This window comes from Hymenobacter convexus, assembly GCF_030580955.1.
In the GTDB taxonomy this organism is placed as follows: domain Bacteria; phylum Bacteroidota; class Bacteroidia; order Cytophagales; family Hymenobacteraceae; genus Hymenobacter.
Map to the genome: position 1 here is coordinate 326455 of NZ_JAUQON010000002.1, position 19420 is coordinate 345874.

Annotated in this window: 16 protein-coding genes; 6 read left to right on the plus strand and 10 right to left on the minus strand. The window is 63.4% G+C overall.

The window, feature by feature from the left end:
• Position 1 precedes the first annotated feature (1 nt).
• The 7 genes from Q4S41_RS04830 to Q4S41_RS04860 form a co-directional block, all read right to left on the minus strand.
• On the minus strand, positions 2 to 1465 hold the full coding sequence (locus tag Q4S41_RS04830; protein ID WP_305029980.1) for a T9SS type A sorting domain-containing protein: 1464 nt from the start codon (positions 1463 to 1465) through the stop codon (positions 2 to 4).
• Between the two features lie 59 nt (positions 1466 to 1524).
• The gene (locus Q4S41_RS04835) at positions 1525 to 2223 is read right to left on the minus strand and encodes a ClpP family protease (protein ID WP_305029981.1); all 699 of its coding nucleotides are present in this window, start codon (positions 2221 to 2223) and stop codon (positions 1525 to 1527) included.
• Positions 2224 to 2347: 124 nt separating this feature from the next.
• Positions 2348 to 2614 carry a hypothetical protein gene (locus Q4S41_RS04840; RefSeq protein WP_305029982.1) on the minus strand — a complete coding sequence of 89 codons (267 nt, stop codon included), beginning with the start codon at positions 2612 to 2614 and terminating at the stop codon, positions 2348 to 2350.
• Positions 2615 to 2616: 2 nt separating this feature from the next.
• A complete protein-coding gene (locus Q4S41_RS04845) occupies positions 2617 to 3192 on the minus strand; it encodes an RNA polymerase sigma factor (protein ID WP_305029983.1) in 576 nt (191 codons plus the stop codon).
• A 152-nt stretch (positions 3193 to 3344) separates the two neighbouring features.
• Positions 3345 to 5831 (minus strand): T9SS type A sorting domain-containing protein, encoded by a 2487-nt coding sequence (locus Q4S41_RS04850; RefSeq protein WP_305029984.1) that lies wholly within the window; start codon positions 5829 to 5831, stop codon positions 3345 to 3347.
• A 27-nt stretch (positions 5832 to 5858) separates the two neighbouring features.
• The gene (locus Q4S41_RS04855; protein ID WP_305029985.1) at positions 5859 to 8303 is read right to left on the minus strand and encodes a TonB-dependent receptor; all 2445 of its coding nucleotides are present in this window, start codon (positions 8301 to 8303) and stop codon (positions 5859 to 5861) included.
• 172 nt (positions 8304 to 8475) lie between these two features.
• Positions 8476 to 8820: a hypothetical protein gene (locus Q4S41_RS04860; protein WP_305029986.1), complete on the minus strand. Its 345-nt coding sequence runs from the start codon at positions 8818 to 8820 to the stop codon at positions 8476 to 8478.
• 143 nt (positions 8821 to 8963) lie between these two features.
• Between Q4S41_RS04860 and Q4S41_RS04865 the strand changes: the two genes are divergently transcribed.
• The 4 genes from Q4S41_RS04865 (at position 8964) to Q4S41_RS04880 (ending at position 13708) form a co-directional block, all read left to right on the plus strand.
• Positions 8964 to 9458: a hypothetical protein gene (locus Q4S41_RS04865; protein ID WP_305029987.1), complete on the plus strand. Its 495-nt coding sequence runs from the start codon at positions 8964 to 8966 to the stop codon at positions 9456 to 9458.
• Between the two features lie 75 nt (positions 9459 to 9533).
• On the plus strand, positions 9534 to 10001 hold the full coding sequence (locus tag Q4S41_RS04870) for a hypothetical protein (protein WP_305029988.1): 468 nt from the start codon (positions 9534 to 9536) through the stop codon (positions 9999 to 10001).
• Positions 10002 to 10111: 110 nt separating this feature from the next.
• Positions 10112 to 11941 (plus strand): molecular chaperone HtpG, encoded by a 1830-nt coding sequence (gene htpG / locus Q4S41_RS04875; RefSeq protein WP_305029989.1) that lies wholly within the window; start codon positions 10112 to 10114, stop codon positions 11939 to 11941.
• A 135-nt stretch (positions 11942 to 12076) separates the two neighbouring features.
• Positions 12077 to 13708: a carboxylesterase/lipase family protein gene (locus Q4S41_RS04880; protein ID WP_305029990.1), complete on the plus strand. Its 1632-nt coding sequence runs from the start codon at positions 12077 to 12079 to the stop codon at positions 13706 to 13708.
• Between the two features lie 6 nt (positions 13709 to 13714).
• On the opposite strand, the gene Q4S41_RS04885 is transcribed toward Q4S41_RS04880, so the two are convergent.
• On the minus strand, positions 13715 to 14629 hold the full coding sequence (locus Q4S41_RS04885) for a class I SAM-dependent methyltransferase (protein ID WP_305029991.1): 915 nt from the start codon (positions 14627 to 14629) through the stop codon (positions 13715 to 13717).
• 105 nt (positions 14630 to 14734) lie between these two features.
• Here Q4S41_RS04885 and Q4S41_RS04890 point away from each other — a divergent pair, with 105 nt between their 5' ends.
• A complete protein-coding gene (locus Q4S41_RS04890) occupies positions 14735 to 15691 on the plus strand; it encodes a YpdA family putative bacillithiol disulfide reductase (RefSeq protein WP_305029992.1) in 957 nt (318 codons plus the stop codon).
• Positions 15692 to 15765: 74 nt separating this feature from the next.
• On the opposite strand, the gene Q4S41_RS04895 is transcribed toward Q4S41_RS04890, so the two are convergent.
• On the minus strand, positions 15766 to 17148 hold the full coding sequence (locus tag Q4S41_RS04895; protein ID WP_305029993.1) for an SGNH/GDSL hydrolase family protein: 1383 nt from the start codon (positions 17146 to 17148) through the stop codon (positions 15766 to 15768).
• A gap of 31 nt (positions 17149 to 17179) precedes the next feature.
• Positions 17180 to 18508, minus strand: a complete 1329-nt coding sequence (locus Q4S41_RS04900; protein WP_305029994.1) for an OmpP1/FadL family transporter — start codon at positions 18506 to 18508, stop codon at positions 17180 to 17182.
• Between the two features lie 151 nt (positions 18509 to 18659).
• On the opposite strand from Q4S41_RS04900, the gene lptB reads away from it, so the two are divergent.
• Positions 18660 to 19391 (plus strand): LPS export ABC transporter ATP-binding protein, encoded by a 732-nt coding sequence (lptB, locus tag Q4S41_RS04905; RefSeq protein ID WP_305029995.1) that lies wholly within the window; start codon positions 18660 to 18662, stop codon positions 19389 to 19391.
• The last annotated feature ends 29 nt before the right edge of the window (positions 19392 to 19420 follow it).

Consider the following 19420-nt stretch of genomic DNA (forward strand, 5'->3'; position numbering starts at 1 on the left):
GCTACTGCACCACCACCCAGCGGCTGAGGGTGCCCGTGGCGCACTCCACTTGAAGCACATACACACCCGGGCGCAACGGCCCGGTAGCGAGGCTGAGTTCCGCCGTGGGCGGCATCGGCTGGGCAAGTACCGGCTGGGTGAGCACCGGCCGGCCCAACACATCAAGCAGCACCAGCCGCTGGGGCCGGGCTGCAGCTTCTAGCCGAACGTGCAGCTGGTCGTGCGCGGGGTTGGGATATAAGACCAAGGCTTCGGCCGCCGCTGCCGAATGGCTAGCTAGCGCCCCGGGGGCCAGCAGGCGGGCCAGGCCGGAGCGCCGTTGCCCGGCTATGCGCGGGAAGGCGCCGGCTACCAGCAGGTTGCCGTTAGGCTGGGCCACCAAGGCATACACGGTCGAAAAGGGAGGGCTAAACTGCGCCGGGTCGAGGTAGTCGGGGTCGGGCGAGCCGTTGGGCAGTAGGCCGCGCAGGGCAAAAGCCCCGGTCGCACCGCCAATGATGACCTTGCCCGTGGGCAGCGCCACCACGGCGTTGAGCGGAGTGGCGGGCATCACATTGGGCAGCGGCGAAGTGAAAGTAGGGTCCAGGGTGCCGTCGTTGAGGAAGCGCGCCACGCTGGCCCGCGTTTGGTTGCCCACGCTGATGAAGGCACCGGCCAGCACAAACCCGTTGGCCGTGTTGGCCATCGAAAGCCCGATGCCGGCCACGGTCTGGTTGGCGGGCACCGTGGTAAAGGCGGGGTCGAGGCTACCGTTGGGCAGCAGGCGCCGCACCAGTTCCAGGAAGGAGCCGTACATGTTGCCGGCCACCAGCAGCTTGCCCGACGGCTGCAGCAGCAGGGCATTCACCTGGCCCGAATACGGCACGGCCGGCACAAAGCTGGCATCGGGCTGGCCGCTGGGCAGCACCCGCAGCACGTTAGGTACCGCGCTGCCGCCCGCTCCCGCCGCCACGAAGTAGCCGCCCAGCACAATGTTGCCATCGGGCTGCACCAGCACCGCCCGCACCTGGGGCGTAAGGCTAGAGCTGGGGGCGCGCATGTTGGGGTTGAAAGTGGCATCGAGCGCGCCGGTGGTTGAGAGCCGGGCCACACCCGTGCGGGACTGCCCGCCCACGCTCGTGAACTCGCCCACGGCCAGCACGCGGCCCTGCGCATCGGCAGCCAGGGCCAGAATCTGTCCGCCCGCAAACGCTGGCGCTACAAACGTGGTGTCCACCCGGCCGTCGGGCCACAGCCGCACGAGATTGGCCACGGCCCGGTTGTTAAACATGGCGAAGTCGCCGGCCACCAGCAGGCGGCCGTCGGCCTGCTCCACCAGCGCCCGCATGGTGGCCGGCTGCTGGGTGGCCGTGAAGGCCACCGTGGGCTCAAATGCCGGGTCCAGGGTTTGGGCCAGCAGGGGGCAATAGACTGCGGCGGCCAGCACCAACACCAGCAGCATCCGCAACGGAGTAGAAAATGACATGGATTAAGAGGAGCGAGGAAGATGCCTAAATATAAGGCGCCCCCCCGGCCCCGCCCAGCTCAGGCAGAAAGGCGCGTCAGTACTTCGTCAATCAGGCCGTATTCCTTCGCCTCATCTGCCCGCATCCAGTAGTCACGGTCCGAGTCGTCGTGGATTTGCTGGTAGGTTTTGCCGGTGCGCTCGGCGTAGATTTGGTACAGCTCCTGGCGCAGCTTCACCACCTCGCGGGCCGTGATTTCGATATCGGCCGACGGCCCTTGCACCCCGCCGCTGGGCTGGTGAATCATGACGCGGGCGTGGGGCAGGGCCGAGCGTTTGCCGATGGCGCCGCCGCAGAGCAGGAAGGCGCCCATGCTGGCCGCCAACCCGGTGCAAATGGTGGCCACATCGGGCTGCACGTACTGCATGGTGTCATAAATGCCGAAGCCGGCGTACACGGAGCCGCCCGGCGAGTTGATGTAAAGTAGGATGTCCTTGCGGGCATCGGCCGATTCCAGAAAAAGCAGCTGGGCGTTGATGATGTTGGCGATGTTGTCATCGACGGCCTGGCCGAGGAAGATAATGCGGTCCATCATCAAGCGCGAAAACACGTCGATTTCGCGGAAATTATGCGGCCGCTCCTCGATGACGGAACGGGTCATGTTGGTAATGTAAGGCCGGGCCCGGCCTTCGGCGTGGGCCGTGTATTGGTCTACGCGCAGGCCGTTGAGGCCCTGGCCGTGGACGGCAAATTTTCGAAATTCTTGTTTGTTCAACATGAGAATAAGAGATGATTGAGCGAAAAAAAGAGGCATGAGCAGCCCAGCCCCGCCGGAAATAGCGGAGGGCATTGCAGGCCCAGACGAGGGTTTTCATTCGATAATAGCCTGATTCAGCGGCTGGCTACCACGGCTTCAGCTGCTGCCAGAGCCGGGCCCATGGGTTGGTCGGCAGCCCATACAGCCGCTCATGAATCGTGCGGAGCTCCCGCCGCAGCTGGCGCCGCCCGGCCAGGCGCAGGCCCTGGTACAGCCGCTGCTGGGCGTCCGTGTCGGCCGCCAGCTCGCCATCGAGCAAGTGGCGCAACTGCCAGTCCTCGGCCGACAGCGCGGCGGGGCCATTCAGCAACTGCTCTTCAATCAGGCGCAGGCGTTCGAGCTCGGTTCGCATGGCTAGTATTCAATGGTTTCGGCTCGAAAGACCGCGCGCACCGACTCGCGCAGCCGCTCCAAGCATTTGAACTTCTGCACCGTAGCCGAGCGCACGGAGCGGTAGTCGTGGTCGGCCGCAATCTGCGTCAGGGGCTGCTGGAAGTAGTAGAAGGCCAGCAGCAGGCTTTTGCAGCGGACGCCCAGCCGCTCCACGTAGTCGAGCACGGCGAAGCTGGTTTCCTCGGTTTCGGGTGCGGCTTCGGCGGCCAGCGGGCCGGGGTCGTCGGGCAGGGCCTCGTGGGGCAGGCGGGCGCGGCGGCGCAGCTCATGCCGCCACAGGTTGCGGCTGATGCCCATAAGGTAGGTACTGGGCGCGGCCGTGAGCGTTAGGGTTTCGCCTACTGCCTGCTCGTAGAAAACGACCAGGGCATCCTGGAATACGTCCTGCGCGTCCTCGGCCGAGCCGCCGTGACGCAGAACGTGACGGCTTACCGAAGGGAAAGCCCGGCGGTAAAGCTGCGTGAGCGCCTGCTCCCGGTGGATGAGCAAGGCGTGGCGGAGGGAGGCGGCGGGCGAAGTATCGGATGGAGCAGTCATGACGGAAGACGTGGTACCAATTAATCCATTTCCGGCCCAACTATCACCGGGGTACTTAAAAAAAGATGGCCTGCATCCACAAAAGACGCAAGCCACCAAAATAGTGCGGGCAATGGCCGCGTGGCCAACGATATACGGCCACCCAAACGCGGCTATTCAATCACCACGCGGCGGGTAACCGGCCCCCCCGCATAGTCCACCCGCAGCAAGTAGGTGCCGGGCGACAAATGGCTGGTGGTTAGTCGCATTTCGGGGTTCACAACCGCCTGCGTAAGCACTGGCCGGCCGAGCGCATCGAGCAGCGTCACGGCGCGGGGGCTGGCCGTGGCATCAAGCTGAAGCATAAGCTCGGCGTGCGCCGGGTTGGGATAGGCGGCCAGGACGGCGGCCGAACGGGTAGCCACCACGGCCAGCGGCTGCGCCGCCTTGTACGATACGAAGCTCAGCTGCTGGGTGAGGGGAGCGTTAAAGTAGAAAAAACTTCCCCCCACCATGACGCGGCCACTGCTGGTGCACAGCACCGCTGACACCGCGCCGGCTCCCGACGCGGGCACAAACCCGGGGTCTGGCGTACCACTCAGCAGCAACTGATAGAGCCCGATGGTGGGGGCTGCGGACGCGCCGTAGTTCAGAAAAAAACCGCCCACGAGCAGCCGTCCATCCGGTTGATAGGCCAGGTTTTTTGCCCAGAAAACACTGCGGTCTAATGGGTCCGTGAACGTGCTGTCGCGCCGGCCGTTGGCCAACAGGCGGATGATGGAAGCCCGCTGCCCCGCGACGGCCCCCGGCATTTGCCCACACAGCGTGATGCGGCCGTTGGGTTGCAGCACCACATCGGTGGTGAGGCCGCTGCCGTAGTTGCGCACCGCGGTGGGCACAAAGCTGGGGTCGAACTGGCCAGTGGCTTGCACCCGCACCGCCGTGGGGCCGTCCAGTAGCAGCACCCGGCCGTCGGGCTGCACCAGCGCTTGCGACGCGTTGGTGAGGCGCAGGCTTTGCGATACCACAAAAGAAGGGTCGAAATCACCGTTGGCCAGGAAACGGGCCGCGTCCAGGTAGGCGAATGAATACGCAAATGGCCCGGTCATGACAAACCGGCCATCGGCCTGTACCGCCAGCCCCGCCACCGAGTAATTGGGCAGGTAGGAGCGAAACAACGGGTCGAGCTGCCCGGCTGGATTGAGCCGCAGCACCCCGCCCCGGCTCACCCCGTTTACCGTCGAAAACCCACTCACCAACAGCTGATTGTTGGGAGGCTGCACGAGTACCCGGTCCAGCGCATCGGTGAGCGGCACCCGGTTGCTGAAGGCCGTATCGACCTCGGCCAGGCCCGGCCGCAGGCGGGCCAGGTTGGGCGAAGGGTAGCCGTTCACCAGGTCGAAGCGGCCGGCCAGCACCACGCCCAGGCCGGGGTGTTCCGCCATGCGCCGCACGGCCCCCGGCTCGTAAAGCTGCGGCCGAAAAGCCGGGTCGAGCGGCCCGGCCGGCTGCATCCGATACAGGCTGCCGGGGCTGGTGCGCGTCCGGTGCAGAAACCGGCCGCCCAGCACCAGCGCGCCGGCCGTGTCGAGGGTGGCTACCCGCAGCTGCACGGGCCATTGGGCAAAGCCGGTGAAAGCCGGGTCGGGCTGGCCGGAGGCCAGCAGGCGCACCGCCGTGGCCGTGGCCGGCGTGGTGGGCAGCACCAGCAGGTTGCCGTTGCGCAAGAGGTGCACGCGGCGGCCGTCGCCGGTTTTCACGAAACCGTAAGTAGCGGGCGCCTGAAAGGCAGGGTCGAGGCTGCCGGTGGGCAGCAGCTGGTGCAAGCCGCCCGCCCGGCCCTGCACCGTGAGCGTGGGCCGGCCCGCCACGAGAATCTGGCCGCCGGGCCGCAACAGAATTTCCTGCACATCGCCGCCGCTGGTCACGTTGGCCTGAAACGTGAGGTCGCGCTGGCCATTGGGCAGCAGCCGAATCAGAGCCGGCGCGGGCGACACGAAGTAGCCGCCCACCAAAATTTTGCCATCGGGCTGCACGGCCAGGGCCGTCACGTAGTCGCTGGTTCGCCCCCCCAGCACGGCCGAAAACCCGGTGTCCAGCGTACCGTTGGCATTCAGCCGGATGAGCAGGCTCACCCCGGAAGCCGTATTGCCGCTGCCCGCCAACAAGATTTTGCCGTCGGGCTGAATGGCCATGATGCGCAGCGTGGGCACAAAAAAAGTGGCCGGCATCTGAAACGAGTAGTCGAACGCGCCGTTGGCCAGCAGGCGGATGACCGTGGCCGAAAGCTGCGGCGCCAGGGTCGAGGCTACGGCGCCGGGGCTGGCCAGCAGCAGCCGGCCATCGGGGTAAAAGCGGGCTAAGGCCGGCAGCGTTTCCGATGCCCCGTTTGTGTCAATAACCCCCGCATGTTGGTGGAAAGCCGCATCAACCTGACCCCGCGCATCGAAAACAGTCAATTTGCCCAACAACTGGCCATCGGTGTAAGCCTGCTGGCCGATTACCGCGACCTTGCCTTGGGGTGAGGTGTCGGCCGATTGCAATTCCGAATACTGCTGAACGTCAACGGCAAAGGTAGAATCAGGCCGTTGGGCCTGGCTATTAAAAGCCAGCCAGGCCCAGGCCCAGCTCAGCAGCACTGCGCGGTAGATAAATTTCATTGGAGAATGTATTTTCTCCAAAGGTACCTACTTGAACGCCAGCGGTACCACCAGCCGCACACTCACGTTGCGCCCTTGGTTGAACACGCCGGTGCGCCCGTTTGAGGCGTTGTAGTCGGCGTATTTCAGGCGGCTGAGGTGGCTTTGGTAGCCCACGTCGAACAGGTTGTTGGCCGTGACGAAGAGCGAGAAGAGCGTGCGACCCTGGGCGTCGGCCACGTCGGTGCCCAGGCCGGCGTTGAATAAGGTGTAGCCCGGCGTGGCCGTTTCGGTATCAAACGCCGAGAAGTAGCGGTTCTGGGCGAAGGTGCGCTCCATCTGGAACCGCGCGTAGGGGTTGGTGATGCGCTTGCCTTGGCGGCGGAAGTTGGCCCGCAGCTCCGACTGCAGCCGGTCGGCCGGGATGAAGGGCAGGTATTGCTGGTTGGCTTCCACGTTCAGCTGCCGGGCGCGCACCATCGAGAACGAGTTTTCGAAGTGCAGCCAGTCGAGCGGGTGGGGGTGAAAGTCGAGGCTCACCTCGCCGCCGTAGAGGCGGGCCTGGCCCTGCTCGTACTTATAGGCGCCGGTGCCGTTGCGCAACGAGTCGGCCCCGCTGGCGGTCAGCAATCGACGCGTGAAAATGTAGTTGCTGATGCTGTTTTCGAACGCATCGACGCTGAAGCGCACGTGGTCCGTCACGTAGCTCACGCCGGCATCTACCTGCAGGCTGGTTTCGGCGGCCAGGTTTTCGTTGCCGATTTCGTAGCGAATAGTGCCCTCGTGCTGGCCATTCGAGCCCAGCTCGGCAATGTTGGGCGCCCGGAAGCCGCGGGCCAGGTTGGCCTTCACCGTCAGGCGCTCGCTCAGGCTATATGCCAGTCCCAGGCTGCCGCTGTAGTTGTGAAAGTTGCTCGAAAAGCCCGGAAACTTGGTTTCGGCCGTGGGGGCGGTACTGGGCCGCTCGTTGGCGTCGAGCAGCAGGCGGTCGGCCGAAATCTGGCGCACGTCATACCGCAGCCCACCGCTGATATCGAGCGCGCCGATGGTTTTCTTGGCCACCCCAAACACGCCGCCCTCGTTCACGCGGTAAGCCGGAATCAGAAATTCCACGCCCAGGTTGCGGTTTTGCTGGTGCAGGCCGGTGCTGCCCAGGGTCAGGTTCCAGCCATTTTTTTCGGGCAGGAAGTAGCGCAGCGCGTAGTCCACGGTGCGCAACTGGAAGTAGAGCGAGGTTTCCGCCGGGTCGAGCACGTTGCCGTACTCGCGCCGCAGGTTTTGCTGGTAGCTCACCTGCAGCGTCAGGCGCCCGCCCTGGTCGCCCAGAATGAAATTGTTGTCGGTGCCGATGCGCAGGTGGTTGATTTGCTGCTGGGGCACGGCCAGCCCGTAACCGCGCAGGTCGGCGTCGGTCACGGGCACGCTCCGCGTCGAGTCGCCGCTGGGCACGTCCTTGGTGAAGCGGCCGCTGGCATCGCGGGCGCCTTCGGTCAGCCCCAGTCGCTGGTTGAAGCTGCTGAACGTGAGGTGCGAATAGCCCCAGCTCTTGTTCACGCCCACGTAGCCGTTGGCGTCCCACTCATTGAAGCCGGAGTTGTACACGCGGCTGTCGTAGCGGTTCTGGTAGTCGCCGGCCACTTTGCGGGTGCCGCGCACCAGCCAGTTCAGGCCGTTGAGGTTGCCCGCGTTCAGCAGGGAGTAGCCTTGCTGGTGGTTGTTGGTCTGGTAGCTGCCCGTGGCCGCCCCCATGATGCGGCCCTCGGCCACCGGGTCGGGCGCCACAAAGTTGATGACGCCGGCCATGGCATCGGACCCGTACAGCAGCGAGCCCGGCCCCTTGATAATCTCGGCCCGGTCCACGCTAAACTCGTCAATCTCAATGCCGTGCTCGTCGCCCCACTGCTGGCCTTCCTGCTTCGAGCCGTTGTTGAGCGTCACCACGCGGTTGTAGCCCAGCCCGCGCACAACAGGCTTGCTGATGGCCGCGCCGGTGGTAATCTGGGCCACGCCGGGCGTGTGGGCAATGGCATCCACTAGGTTAGAGGCCGAGGTTTGATTCAGCCGCGTGCGGTCGACTACCGACGTGGGCACCGGGGAGCGCCGCAACTGCGTGGCCTGCGACACACCCGTGACCACCACCTGGCCGATTTCAGTGGCCGCCGCCGTCAACTTGATTTCCAGCGGCTGGCTGGCGCCCGTGTCTACAGTTTGCGTCACGGTGTTATAACCCAACGAGCGCACCTGCATGGTGAAGCGCCCGCGCGGCAGGTTGGCAAACGAAAAGCTGCCATCGGGCCCGGTGGCGGCGCCCTGTTTCAAATCATCAAACAACACGGTGGAGCCTGGCAGGACCTCCCCGGTGGCAGCATCCAGCACGCGGCCGGTGAGGGGCGGCGCCACGGTCCGGCCGCGGGTGGCCGCCGGGGCGGGACCCGCAGCATTCTGCCCATTTTGGGCAAAGGCTGGGGTGATTGAGCTACCGAGTAAGCCCAACAGAGTGAGCGCAGTGGGGCGGATTTCTAAGAAATTAGATTTCAATAAGAATGCAAACATGAAACAAAAAGGAAGGCCGCGCCAAGGCGGCATAAGCGCAGGCGCCGGCCCCCGGACCGCGGCGCAGTCGGGGCAGGGCGTAGCTTAAAATCAACAGAAGCCGGGGTGCCGCTTAGGCGGCGGGCGGCCCGCGCAGTTGGGCGGGCCGCCGCGCAATCCAGGGCGCCGTGGCCACGGTGGGCACGGGCGCGGTGGCAAAGCACGGACGGGCCACCGGCAGCGGCATCACCACGGGCGCACTCGGCAGAAAGGGCACATTATAAAGCTCTTCGACCGGGCAATGCTTGTGCTGCTTGCCGATGAGGGCTTTGCCCTTGTGACGGAAGGCCAGCGCGTGGGCCGGCTCGTCGGTGGTGTGCTCGTGGGGGTGCAAGGCCAGAATCCACGCCTCGGGCAGCAGCGTCCGCACCAGGCAGAGCAGCAGCAGGAAGGCGAGGTGGGAACGTAGGGCTTGCACGGTGCAAAGATGGGCGGAAACAACAAAAGCTGCCCGCAGAAAAAAAAGTTGCCGAAATTTGGACCTCAGTAAATCCGAAGTACCGGTCTATTACGTACGGCCCTCGGTTCCCAAATTGGAACCGCTTGTTCCCAAGTTTTTTCGTGATTATTACCTCCATCCCGGACCTGTCGCTGCAGTACGACGAAGCCTTGAGCGTGTTGCGCGTGGAATGGGCGGCGGGCGAGGACATGCGCTCTTTCCGCAACAGCGCCGAGCAGCTGCTGAAGCTGGTGAATCAGCACAGCATTCGCAATATGTTGCTGGAAATGAACACGTTTCCGGATATTTCGGTGTATGACCAGGTGTGGCTCGGTGTGAGCTGGATGCCCGTGCTGGTGAAGCTGCCCCTCGAACGCGTGGTGCTGGCCATCAACCGCCGACGCGTCCACAACCAATTGGCCATCGATTCGCTGATTGCCTTGTTTCGGCCGTTTATCAAGTTCGACATCCAGTTTTTCTCTACGGCCACGCCCGGCCTGCATTGGCTCAGCGACTACTCGGACCGCATGCCCGGCCTGTTGGCCGAGTGGGACGCCGTGCACGGCCCAGCCGCTTCCAGCCATTTGGCTAAGCAGCCTCATCGGTCACAGCCCTAGGCTCAGCGAGTTAATGCTGCGGTTTAGCTAATAGCTGACTGCCAGCGCAGTGCGTTGTCGTAGCTTTCGGTTGCTATGATACTTCCGCTGTCGCACAACTTTCAAGTCCAGCACGACCCCGAACTTCGCCTGATGCGTTTTCAGTGGGTGGGTGGGCCCAATTCCCGGGGTTTGCGCGCGGGCATGCGCTACAGCCGCGACTTGGTAGAGAAGCTGCATCCCCATTTTGTATTGGTTGATTTCGCGGGCATGCCGCCCGTGGAGATGCGCGACGAGCTGTGGATGTCGCTGCACTGGTTTCCGCGCGTGTCGCGCCGGCCGCTGCGCGGCGTGGCCGTTATGTATCCGCCCACCCAGCTGCACAACCAGATGGCCGTAGAGGCCATGCTTTGGGTAGGTCGGCGTTTCATGCAATACCAGTTGCAGGTGTTTAAAAGCGTGCCGGCCGCCTACGACTGGTTCACCGGTGGGGATACCGCCGCCGGGCTACGGCTGGAGGCCGAATGGGAAGCCGCAAAGGCGCCGCTCCTGCTGTCAATCTGACAGCGCCTTAACCCTTGGAACGCCCTTTGAAAGCTACGCGAACCGTGGCCGGTGGCTCTGTGCCCGGCCATTCCGTCTGACTTTCATTTTTTCTGATAGCCTAATTTATCATGCAAGAAACCGGCTCCATCTCCATCCACACCGAGAACATCTTCCCGATTATTAAGAAGTTCTTGTATTCCGACCACGAGATTTTCCTGCGGGAACTGGTCAGCAACGCCGTTGATGCCACCCAGAAGCTGAAAAGCCTGGCCCAACTGGGCGAGTACCAGGGTGACTTGGGCGAGCTGAAAGTGCGCGTGACCGTGGACAAGGCAGCCCGCAAAATCACGATTTCCGACCACGGCCTGGGCATGACGGCCGAGGAAATCAAGAAATACATCAACCAGATTGCCTTCTCTGGCGCCACCGAGTTTGTGGAGCAGTACAAGGAGAAGGACGCCAACGCCAAAGACCAGATTATCGGGCAGTTTGGCCTGGGATTCTACTCGGCCTTCATGGTGGCGAAGGAGGTCGAAATCTGGTCGAAGTCGTACAAGGACGACACCCTGACGGCCCACTGGATTTGCGACGGCAGCACGCAGTTCACCCTCGACGAGCCCACCGGCGAGCACGCCAAGGCCGAGCGCGGCACCGACGTGGTGCTGCATGTGGCCGAAGACTCGGACGAGTTTCTGGAGGAGGCCCGTCTGCGCACCATCCTCACCAAGTACTGCAAGTTCCTGCCCATTCCGATTGAGTTCGAGGGCGAGGTTATCAACCAAACGACCCCAATTTGGACCAAGCAGCCCTCGGAACTGACCGACGAGGACTACAAGAAATTCTACCAGGAGCTGTACCCCATGAGCATGGACGAGCCCCTGTTCTGGATTCATCTGAACGTGGACTACCCGTTCAATCTCACTGGTATTCTGTACTTCCCGAAAGTGAAGGACGAGCTGCAGTTCTCGCGCAACAAGATTCAGCTCTACTCGCGCCAGGTGTTCATCACCGACGAGGTAAAGGACGTGGTGCCCGAGTTCCTGATGCTGCTGCACGGCGTCATCGACTCGCCCGATATTCCGCTAAACGTGTCGCGCAGCTTCCTGCAGGCCGACGCGGCGGTGCGCAAAATCAACACCTACATCACCAAGAAGGTGGCCGATAAGCTGAGCAGCCTGTTCAAGCAGGACCGCGCCGGCTACGAGGAGAAGTGGGGCGACATCGGCCTGTTTGTGAAGTACGGCATGCTCTCGGATGAGAAGTTTTACGAGAAGGCCAAGGACTTCGTGCTGCTCAAGAATGTGGATGGCAAGCTGTTCACCATCAACGAGTACACCGAGCACATCCAGGCCAACCAACAGGACAAGAACGGTAACACCGTGGTGCTCTACACCAACGACGCCGAGGCGCAGCACAGCTTCGTGGCGGCTGCTCAGGAGCGCGGCTACGATGTGCTGAACTTCGACCACATCCTCGACCCGCACTTCGTGGGCCAGTTGGAGCAGAAGCTGGAGAAAACCAGCTTCAAGCGCGTCGACGCCGACACGCTGAGCAAGCTCATCGAGAAGGACGACACCACCGAAAGCGTGCTGACCGAGGACGACACCAAGAAGCTGGAAGAAACCTTCACCACGGCCATTGCCAACCCGGCCATGCACGTGAAAGTGGCCGCCCTCAGCCCGCAGGACGCCCCGGTGGTCATCACCCAAAACGAGTTTATGCGCCGCATGAAGGACATGCAGCGCACCGGCGGCGGGGGCGGCATGCAGATGTTCGGCGCCTTCCCCGAGTCGTACGACGTGACCGTGAACGCCAACCATCCGTTGGTAACCAAGGTGCTGGCCGACGGCGGCGACAAGCTCGCCAAGCAGGCGTTTGATTTGGCGCTGCTGGCCCAGGGCCTGCTGAAAGGCGAGGCCCTGACGGCCTTCGTGAAGCGCAGCACCGAGCTGTTGTAAGCGTGCGTTGAAATGTAGTGTAGAAGCCCCGTTGCCTACCCGGCGACGGGGCTTTTCGTTTGGTGTACTTGGCCGTGCGTAGTTTGCTGGCGAAAGGCGATACAGTCATTCATCAGCATACCTTGTCCTTTTGCTATGAGAATTTTTTGCGTCATTGCCTTGCTGACGGTTTTGCCATTATCGGGTATCAAAGCGCAGTTTGCTGAAGAAGAATCAGCGGTTTCGATGGGAGTGGTGGCAGTAAAAGACGGGAAACTGTCGGCAGAAGTGATATCGGGCGGCATCCGCGCCTTCAAAGGCATTCCTTATGCGGCGGCGCCGGTGGGCGAGTTGCGATGGCAGGCCCCGCAACCCGCAATTCCGTGGAAGCACGTGCGGTCGGCCACCAAGTTTGGCCCCCGCGCCATGCAGCAGCCCATTTTTGGCGATATGAATTTCCGCTCCAACGGCGTGAGCGAAGATTGCCTATACCTGAATGTGTGGACGGCCGCGAAATCACCGCAGGAGCGGCGGCCGGTGCTGGTGTATTTCTACGGCGGCGGCTTCATGGCCGGCGATGGCTCCGAGCCGCGCTACGACGGCGAAAGCATGGCCCGCCAGGGCATCGTGGCCGTCACGGTGAATTACCGGCTGGGGGTGTTCGGCTTCCTGGCCCACCCGGAGCTCACCAAAGAATCGCCTAACCATGCCTCGGGCAACTACGGCTTGCTCGACCAAGCCGCCGCGCTGAAATGGGTGAAGACCAACATTGCCGCTTTCGGTGGCGACCCGCAGCACGTCACCATCGGTGGCGAGTCGGCCGGTTCCTTCTCGGTCAGTGCCCAGATGGTCTCGCCGCTGGCGAAGGATTTGATGGTGGGCGCCATTGGCGAAAGCGGCTCGCTGCTAGGCTTGCAGCCGCTGCCCACGCTGGCCCAGGCCGAGCAAACCGGTACGGCCTTCGCTGCCTCAGTGGGGGCCAGTTCGCTGGCCGCCTTACGGGCCCTGCCGGCCCAGCAGCTGTTGGAAGCCGCGGGCAAGCCGGGCGCCCCGCGCTTTTCGGCCATTGTGGATGGCTACTTTCTGCCCCGGTCGCCGGCCGAGATTTACGCGGCTAGCCAGCAGGCCAAAGTGCCGCTGTTGGTGGGCTGGAATTCGCAGGAAATGGGCCACCAGGCACTGCTGGGCCAGGCGCCGCCCACGGCCGACAACTTCCGCGCCGCCGTGCAGAAGCTCTACGCCAACCGCCTCGCCGAGGTCCTGCGGCTCTACCCCGCCGCTACTGATGCCGAAGCGGAGCAGTCGGCCACCGACCTGGCCAGCGACCGGTTCATCGGCTACAGCACCTGGAAATGGGCCGATGTGCAAACCCAAACCGGCGGCAAGCCCGTGTACCGCTACCTCTACGCCCGCCCCCGCCCGGCCATGACGCCCGGTATGGGCAATGCTACCACCGGCCTGGCCGGCGGCGTGGTGAAGGGCGATGCCGCCGCGCCACCCGCGCCGCCCGCCCGCGGGGCCGTGCATTCGGCCGAGATAGAATACGCGCTGGGCAACCTGGCCGCCAATAAGGTTTTTGCCTGGACGGCTGATGATTACCAAGTGTCGAAAACCATGCAGGCATATTTCGCCAACTTCATCAAAACCGGCAACCCCAACGGTGCGGGCCTGCCCGCCTGGCCCGCTGCTACCGCCGGTGCCGGTGGGCAAGTGCTGCGCTTAGACGTACAAACGCGCGTCGAGCCCGACCAAACCCGGCCGCGCTACCTGTTTCTGGAGCAGAAGTAGCCGGTCTTACTTCACGTTCCGCGCCACCACAAACATCCGGTCGCCAAACCGGCCCGTCAGCTTGTTGAGGTAGTAGGTGGGGTACTGGCCCGCCAGCTTGCTCACCTTTTCCATCACGCTGCCGCCGAGGCGAATGTTCTTGGGCGGCTTCACCGGGTTCAGCAGCTCCACCACTTCAAAACCCTGCTTCTTCAGCATTTTGGTAATGGTGGTGGGCGTGAACTCGAACAGGTGGTAGGGCGGAATGTCCATCTTGCGCTCCTTGCCCAGCGCGCCATAGGCCGCGAAGCCCAGCCGCACGGCGGGCAGGTTGAGGGTGGCCGGCAGGGCCAACACCAGCAACCCACCCGGCTCCAGCATGCGGTGGAACTTGGCCAGCGTGGCGCTGGGCGAAAGCAGGTGCTCCAGCACATCACCCATGTAGGCGAGGTCGAACTGGTTTTCGTGGAAGTCCTCGGTGGTTTCGATGTTGCCCGTCACCACGGGCAGGTGCAGCTCGCGGCGGGCAAAGTCGGCGGCGTGCTCCGATATTTCCAGGCCGTGGGCTTCCCAGCCCAGCCGTTCGAGGCTTTTGAGGGTGTAGCCGGGGCCGCAGCCTACGTCGAGGTAGCGGAACTTGCGGCCGGGATACTTGGCCAGGATGTAGTTGGTGAACTTGTCGGGCCGAACCTGGTTTAGAGCATCCTGCTTCTGGCCTTCCTCGATAAACACGACCTCCTGCTGGGTCCGGTCGTAGTTGGGGCGCTCGGTGAAGTAGTCCTTGCCGTAGAGCCGTTCCAGCTGCGCGGGCGTGGGCTGCGGGTCCAGAAACATCAGGGCGCAGCTGCGGCACTGGGTGCCCTGCAGCCGCTGGCCTTCAAATTCGTAATAGAAAGGCAGCTTCTTAAAATCAGTGCTGCCGCACAAGTCGCAGGTACGCATGGAAGTAGCGCGAACTTTGTAGTTCGCGTTGCCGCACGGTCATTTTCGTAACAACAACGCGAGGACGCGAACTACAAAGTTCGCGCTACTTCGCCCAACATTCACATGCTCGACGTTCTCATCATCGGGGCCGGCCCCGTGGGCCTCGCCTGCGCCCTCGAATGCCAGCGCAAGGGCCTCAGCTCCACCATCGTGGAGAAAGGCGCGCTGGTCAATTCCATCGTGGGCTACCCCACCAACATGGAGTTCTTCTCCACCCCCGACCTGCTCGAAATCGGCGGCTACCCTTTCCCCACGGCCCACTATAAGCCCCTGCGCGAAGACGCTCTCGACTACTACCAGCGCGTGGCCCGAAGCGAAAAGCTCGACATCCGCCTGCACGAAAAAGTGCTGAAGCTCGACGGCGAGCAGGGCGATTTCACCGTCAGCACCGACAAAGGCGAAATCCGGACCCGAAACGTCGTTGTGGCCACTGGTTTCTACGACCTGCCCAATCTGCTGGGCGTGCCCGGTGAAGACCTGCCGCACGTAAGTCATTATTACAAAGAGCCCTATCAGCACGTGCTGCAGCACGTCGTCGTCATCGGGGCCAAAAATTCCTCGGCCAAAGCCGCCCTGCAGATGACCCGCGCCGGTGCCAAAGTCACGCTCATCGCGCGCGGCCCGGAGGTGAGCAATTCCGTCAAATACTGGATTCGTCCCGACCTCGTCAACCGCATTGCCGAGGGCCGCATCACCGCGCATTTCAACACCGCCGTCACCGCCATCCGGCCCGAGGCTATCGAAGTCCTCACGCCCGACGGCCCGCTCACCATCCCCACCGATTTCGTGTACGCCCTCACCGGCTATCTCCCCGACGAGGCCCTGCTCAGCCGCCTCGGCGTGCAGCCCAACCCCGCCGACGAGGCCCGCGCCCCGCTCTTCGACCCCGCCACCCACGAAACCACCCGGCCCGGCCTGTTCGTGGCCGGTACCGTGTGCGGCGGCCGCGCCACCAGCCGCTGGTTCATTGAGAATGGCCGGCACCACGCGCAGCTCATCGCCGCGTACCTGGCCAAGTAAGGCTTTCCAAATAGCTCAACAAAAAAGGCCTTCCCGCGCGGGAAGGCCTTTTTTATTGCCTGCGAAACGGCTGCTTATGGGAACAGCACGCCGCGGTAGTCGTTGGGGGCTACCGTCGGCACATTCGAGCCGTAGTAGGCGTTGATGTTGCGGATGAACTCGTTGGCCACCACGGCGTAGCCGCGGGGCGTGGGGTGCACGCCATCGAGGCTGAAAATGTTGCCCGAGGCAAACGTAGCCGTGTTGTTCACCGCGTTGGTCACGATGCCCTGGGCCGCAACGCTGTTGAAGAACGTGAACATATCGGCCAGCGCCAGCTTGTTCTGCCGGGCCGTTTTGGCGATGATGGCGTTAAGCTGGTTGGTGCGGTTCAGCACGGTGGTGATTTCGGCCGCGTCCAGCACGTACTGGTTCGGAATCGGGTTATTGGGCAACGAACCGGCGCCGGTGGCAACCACGCCCTGCGCGGTCAGCGTCAGCAAATCGGCCGAGGTAGCCAGGCGCACTACCGGCGCTGCCGCCGTGCCCGTGGTGATGAAGACGCCCGGCGAAGCCGCGTTGGCTGCTTTGAAGGCGGCGGCTACTGCCGTCACCGTCACCGTGTTGAAGTACGGAATGGCCGTCACGTTGGGGATGGTGGCGCACACGCCCTTCACCGTGCCGTTCTTGGAAATAGCGTTAATGATGTTGCGGTAGCCCTTGCCGAAGCTGGTGGTGTCCGTCAGCCCGCTGAAGGGGTTGGTGGGCGAAGCCACGGCGCCGGCCACGGCGTAGGTCAGCACGTCGTTGCTGCCCATCCAGCACGAGAAGAACGTGGGCGTCTTCTGCCCAATGTAGGTCACGTAGTCTTTCGTGGTGCGGTCGGCCGCCGGCAGCAGGCGCTGGTAGAAGTTGTTAATGGAGCCATACTGCGCGGCCGCACCCCGCGTAGTAGCATCCACCACGGCGTTGCCAGTGGAAGAAGCGGTTTTGTCGGCGCTCAGCACCGAGATGCCGGGCACGCCCAAGTTGTCGGGCTGCGCGCCGGTGTAGGCTTCCAGCTCGTTGGGAAGCAGCGGGTTATTGCTGGTGTAGGCCACCTGCTCGCCCAGAAAGTTGTTGGCGGCCGAAGGCTGAATGGGCGCGGCCACACCGTTCACCAACTGCAGCTTGATGTAGCCCGAACCGTCCTTTTTAGCAGCCGAGAAAGCGGGCTGCACGAAGCTGGCGGGGCCTTTGCCGGTTTTGGCAAACTGCTGGGCCAGAATGGCGGGGTACGAAACGGCCTGCACCTCGTTGTAGAGGCCGCCGTCGGAGTAGCCCGCGGTGAGGGAGTTGCCCACGGCCACGTAGCTGCTGAAATTCAGCTGGCCGGCGTCGGCGGCGGGGCGGTTGTCGTCCAGCTGGGGCTGGCAGCTGCCCAGCGTCAGGCCCAGCAGGGCCAGGGCGGGCAAAGAATGTTTAGCGGAAAAAGTCATGGTTGTGCGTCAGTCAGGAAGCCGGTGGGAATTAGAATTTAACGTACAGCCCCACGCCGGGAACGGCGATGGTCGTTTTGTAGGTGCCGGCCACGCGGTCGGTGGTGCCGTTGTTCAGCAGGTCGCTCTGGCTCTGGCTACGCTTGAGGAAGTCCTCAAATAGGAACGAGGCATCGATGCCGAAGCGCTTGCCGAACTCGTAGGAAGCGCCGGCCGTCAGGCCAATGCGGTCGGCATCGGGCGTTTCGGGGCTGATGTAGCCGTCCTTCACGGCCGCCATGTCATAGAAGCCGCCGGCGCGCACCGTCAGGCCTTCGGTCACCTTGTACTGGCCGCCGAGACGGAACGCCAGCGCGTCCTGGTAGTAGCGCTTGGCCGACGACGTGGTGCTGCCGCCCAGCAGGCCGGGCGTGCCCACCACGGCGGGCGTGGTGGCGGTAGCGGCGCGGTCGCCGTAGCCGTTGTTGCCGCTGAAGGTGAAGTCCAGCGTCCGGTAGGCGCTCCAGAACACCAGGTTGGCGTCGGCCGAAATCGTCAGCTTGTCGTTGGGCATGATGGCCACGCCCACGCTGGCGGTGGCCGGCAGGGGCAGGGTGGCCGAGAAGTTGGTGGCCGTGAAGTTGCCGCCGGTCGAGTAAATCACGTCGCGCAGGCGCACGTCGCCGTTCTCAATCTTGGCGTCCACCTGCGAGCGGTAGCTCACGCCCACGCTCACCTTGTCGCTGGGCTTGAAGTAGATACCGGCGTTGTAGCCGAAGCTCTGCTTGGCCTTGCCGTTGAGGGTGACGTGGGGCGTGGGGGCGCCGGTCTGGGCCGTGAGGGGCACGTCTTTCTGCAAGTCCACGTCGCCGTAGGCCAGCATCACCAGGCCCGCGCCGATGCTCAGCTGCGGCGTGATGGCGTAGGAAGCCGTAACCTGGGCAAAGATGGAGCGCAGGTTGATGTCGGTCAGGCTGTAGCGGCCTTCCCAGTTCTTGTTGTAGTGCAGCTCGCTGCCGAAGGGCGTGTAGGCGCCGATGCCGATTTTCCACTTGCCTTCCTTCGGGCCGAAGCCGGCGTAGAAGTTGAAGGGCGTCACGAGCTTGTTGTCGAGCGTGCTTTGGCCGCCGCCGCTTTCGGGGATGAAGGCGTTGCGGGCCAGGGCGGCGTTGACGCCCACCTGCACGCCGTTGTCGCGCACCATGGCCAGGGCGCCGGGGTTGTAGAACATGGCGGCCTGGTCCAGCGTCAGGGCTACTCCGACGCCGCCCATGCCGATGTTTTTCTGCCCGCCGAGGTTCACCTGAAAGCCGCTGGCCGATGCTGCCGACGCGCTGACCAGCAGCGTGCCCCCCGCAAGGAGTAGTGTTTTAACCGTCATATAAAGTAAAGATTTGGGGTGGGTGTGGTTATGGGGGTTAAAAGTAGCGGAAAAAATCAACCCAAATGTTAGGCTTGCCGAATATTTTGTGGGTTTCAATCGTTTGGAACCAATTATTCTTCCCTTCGTCCCAGCCCGTACCTTTGCCCGCATGATTCTTCGCGCCGACCACCTGGTTAAAAAATACAAAGCCCGCACCGTCGTCAACGACATGTCGGTGACCGTGGAGCAGGGCGAAATCGTGGGCCTGCTTGGGCCCAACGGCGCCGGCAAAACCACCTGCTTCTACATGATGGTGGGCATGGTGAAGCCCAACTCCGGCCGCATCTTCCTGGATACCACCGAAATCACCACCATGCCCATCTACCAGCGGGCGCGGCTGGGCGTGGGCTATCTGGCCCAGGAAGCCAGCGTGTTTCGCGACCTGAGCGTGGAGGAAAACATCATGGCTGTGCTCGAAATGACCAGCATGAAGAAGGACGCCCGCCAAGCCAAGGTGGAGGAAATGCTCGAAGAGTTCAGCCTGACCCACGTGCGCAAAAACCTGGGCAAGGTGCTGAGCGGCGGCGAGCGGCGGCGCACCGAAATTGCCCGCGCCCTGGCCGTCGACCCCAAGTTCGTGCTCCTCGACGAGCCCTTCGCCGGCGTCGACCCCATTGCCACCGAAGAAATCCAGGGCATCGTGGCCAAGCTCAAGCACCGCGGCATCGGCGTGCTCATCACCGACCACGACGTGAACTCCACCCTCAGCATCGTTGACCGCGCCTACCTTTTGTTCGAAGGCAAGCTGCTGAAAGCCGGCACCGCCGAAGAGCTGGCCAGCGACGAAACCGTGCGCCGCGTGTATCTGGGCAAGAATTTCGAGCTCAAGCGCAACGTGTAGAAAAGGGTAGAGAACGAGCGAAAGAATGT

What these genes read in the sequence shown, in the direction of transcription:
- htpG (WP_305029989.1), top strand. Translation starts at nt 10,112, where the DNA reads ATGCAAGAAACCGGCTCCATCTCCATCCACACCGAGAACATCTTCCCG.
- Q4S41_RS04895 (WP_305029993.1), bottom strand. Translation starts at nt 17,148, where the DNA reads ATGACTTTTTCCGCTAAACATTCTTTGCCCGCCCTGGCCCTGCTGGGC.
- lptB (WP_305029995.1), top strand. Translation starts at nt 18,660, where the DNA reads ATGATTCTTCGCGCCGACCACCTGGTTAAAAAATACAAAGCCCGCACC.
- Q4S41_RS04830 (WP_305029980.1), bottom strand. Translation starts at nt 1,465, where the DNA reads ATGTCATTTTCTACTCCGTTGCGGATGCTGCTGGTGTTGGTGCTGGCC.
- Q4S41_RS04900 (WP_305029994.1), bottom strand. Translation starts at nt 18,508, where the DNA reads ATGACGGTTAAAACACTACTCCTTGCGGGGGGCACGCTGCTGGTCAGC.
- Q4S41_RS04840 (WP_305029982.1), bottom strand. Translation starts at nt 2,614, where the DNA reads ATGCGAACCGAGCTCGAACGCCTGCGCCTGATTGAAGAGCAGTTGCTG.
- Q4S41_RS04890 (WP_305029992.1), top strand. Translation starts at nt 14,735, where the DNA reads ATGCTCGACGTTCTCATCATCGGGGCCGGCCCCGTGGGCCTCGCCTGC.
- Q4S41_RS04885 (WP_305029991.1), bottom strand. Translation starts at nt 14,629, where the DNA reads ATGCGTACCTGCGACTTGTGCGGCAGCACTGATTTTAAGAAGCTGCCT.
- Q4S41_RS04850 (WP_305029984.1), bottom strand. Translation starts at nt 5,831, where the DNA reads ATGAAATTTATCTACCGCGCAGTGCTGCTGAGCTGGGCCTGGGCCTGG.
- Q4S41_RS04880 (WP_305029990.1), top strand. Translation starts at nt 12,077, where the DNA reads ATGAGAATTTTTTGCGTCATTGCCTTGCTGACGGTTTTGCCATTATCG.
- Q4S41_RS04845 (WP_305029983.1), bottom strand. Translation starts at nt 3,192, where the DNA reads ATGACTGCTCCATCCGATACTTCGCCCGCCGCCTCCCTCCGCCACGCC.
- Q4S41_RS04835 (WP_305029981.1), bottom strand. Translation starts at nt 2,223, where the DNA reads ATGTTGAACAAACAAGAATTTCGAAAATTTGCCGTCCACGGCCAGGGC.
- Q4S41_RS04870 (WP_305029988.1), top strand. Translation starts at nt 9,534, where the DNA reads ATGATACTTCCGCTGTCGCACAACTTTCAAGTCCAGCACGACCCCGAA.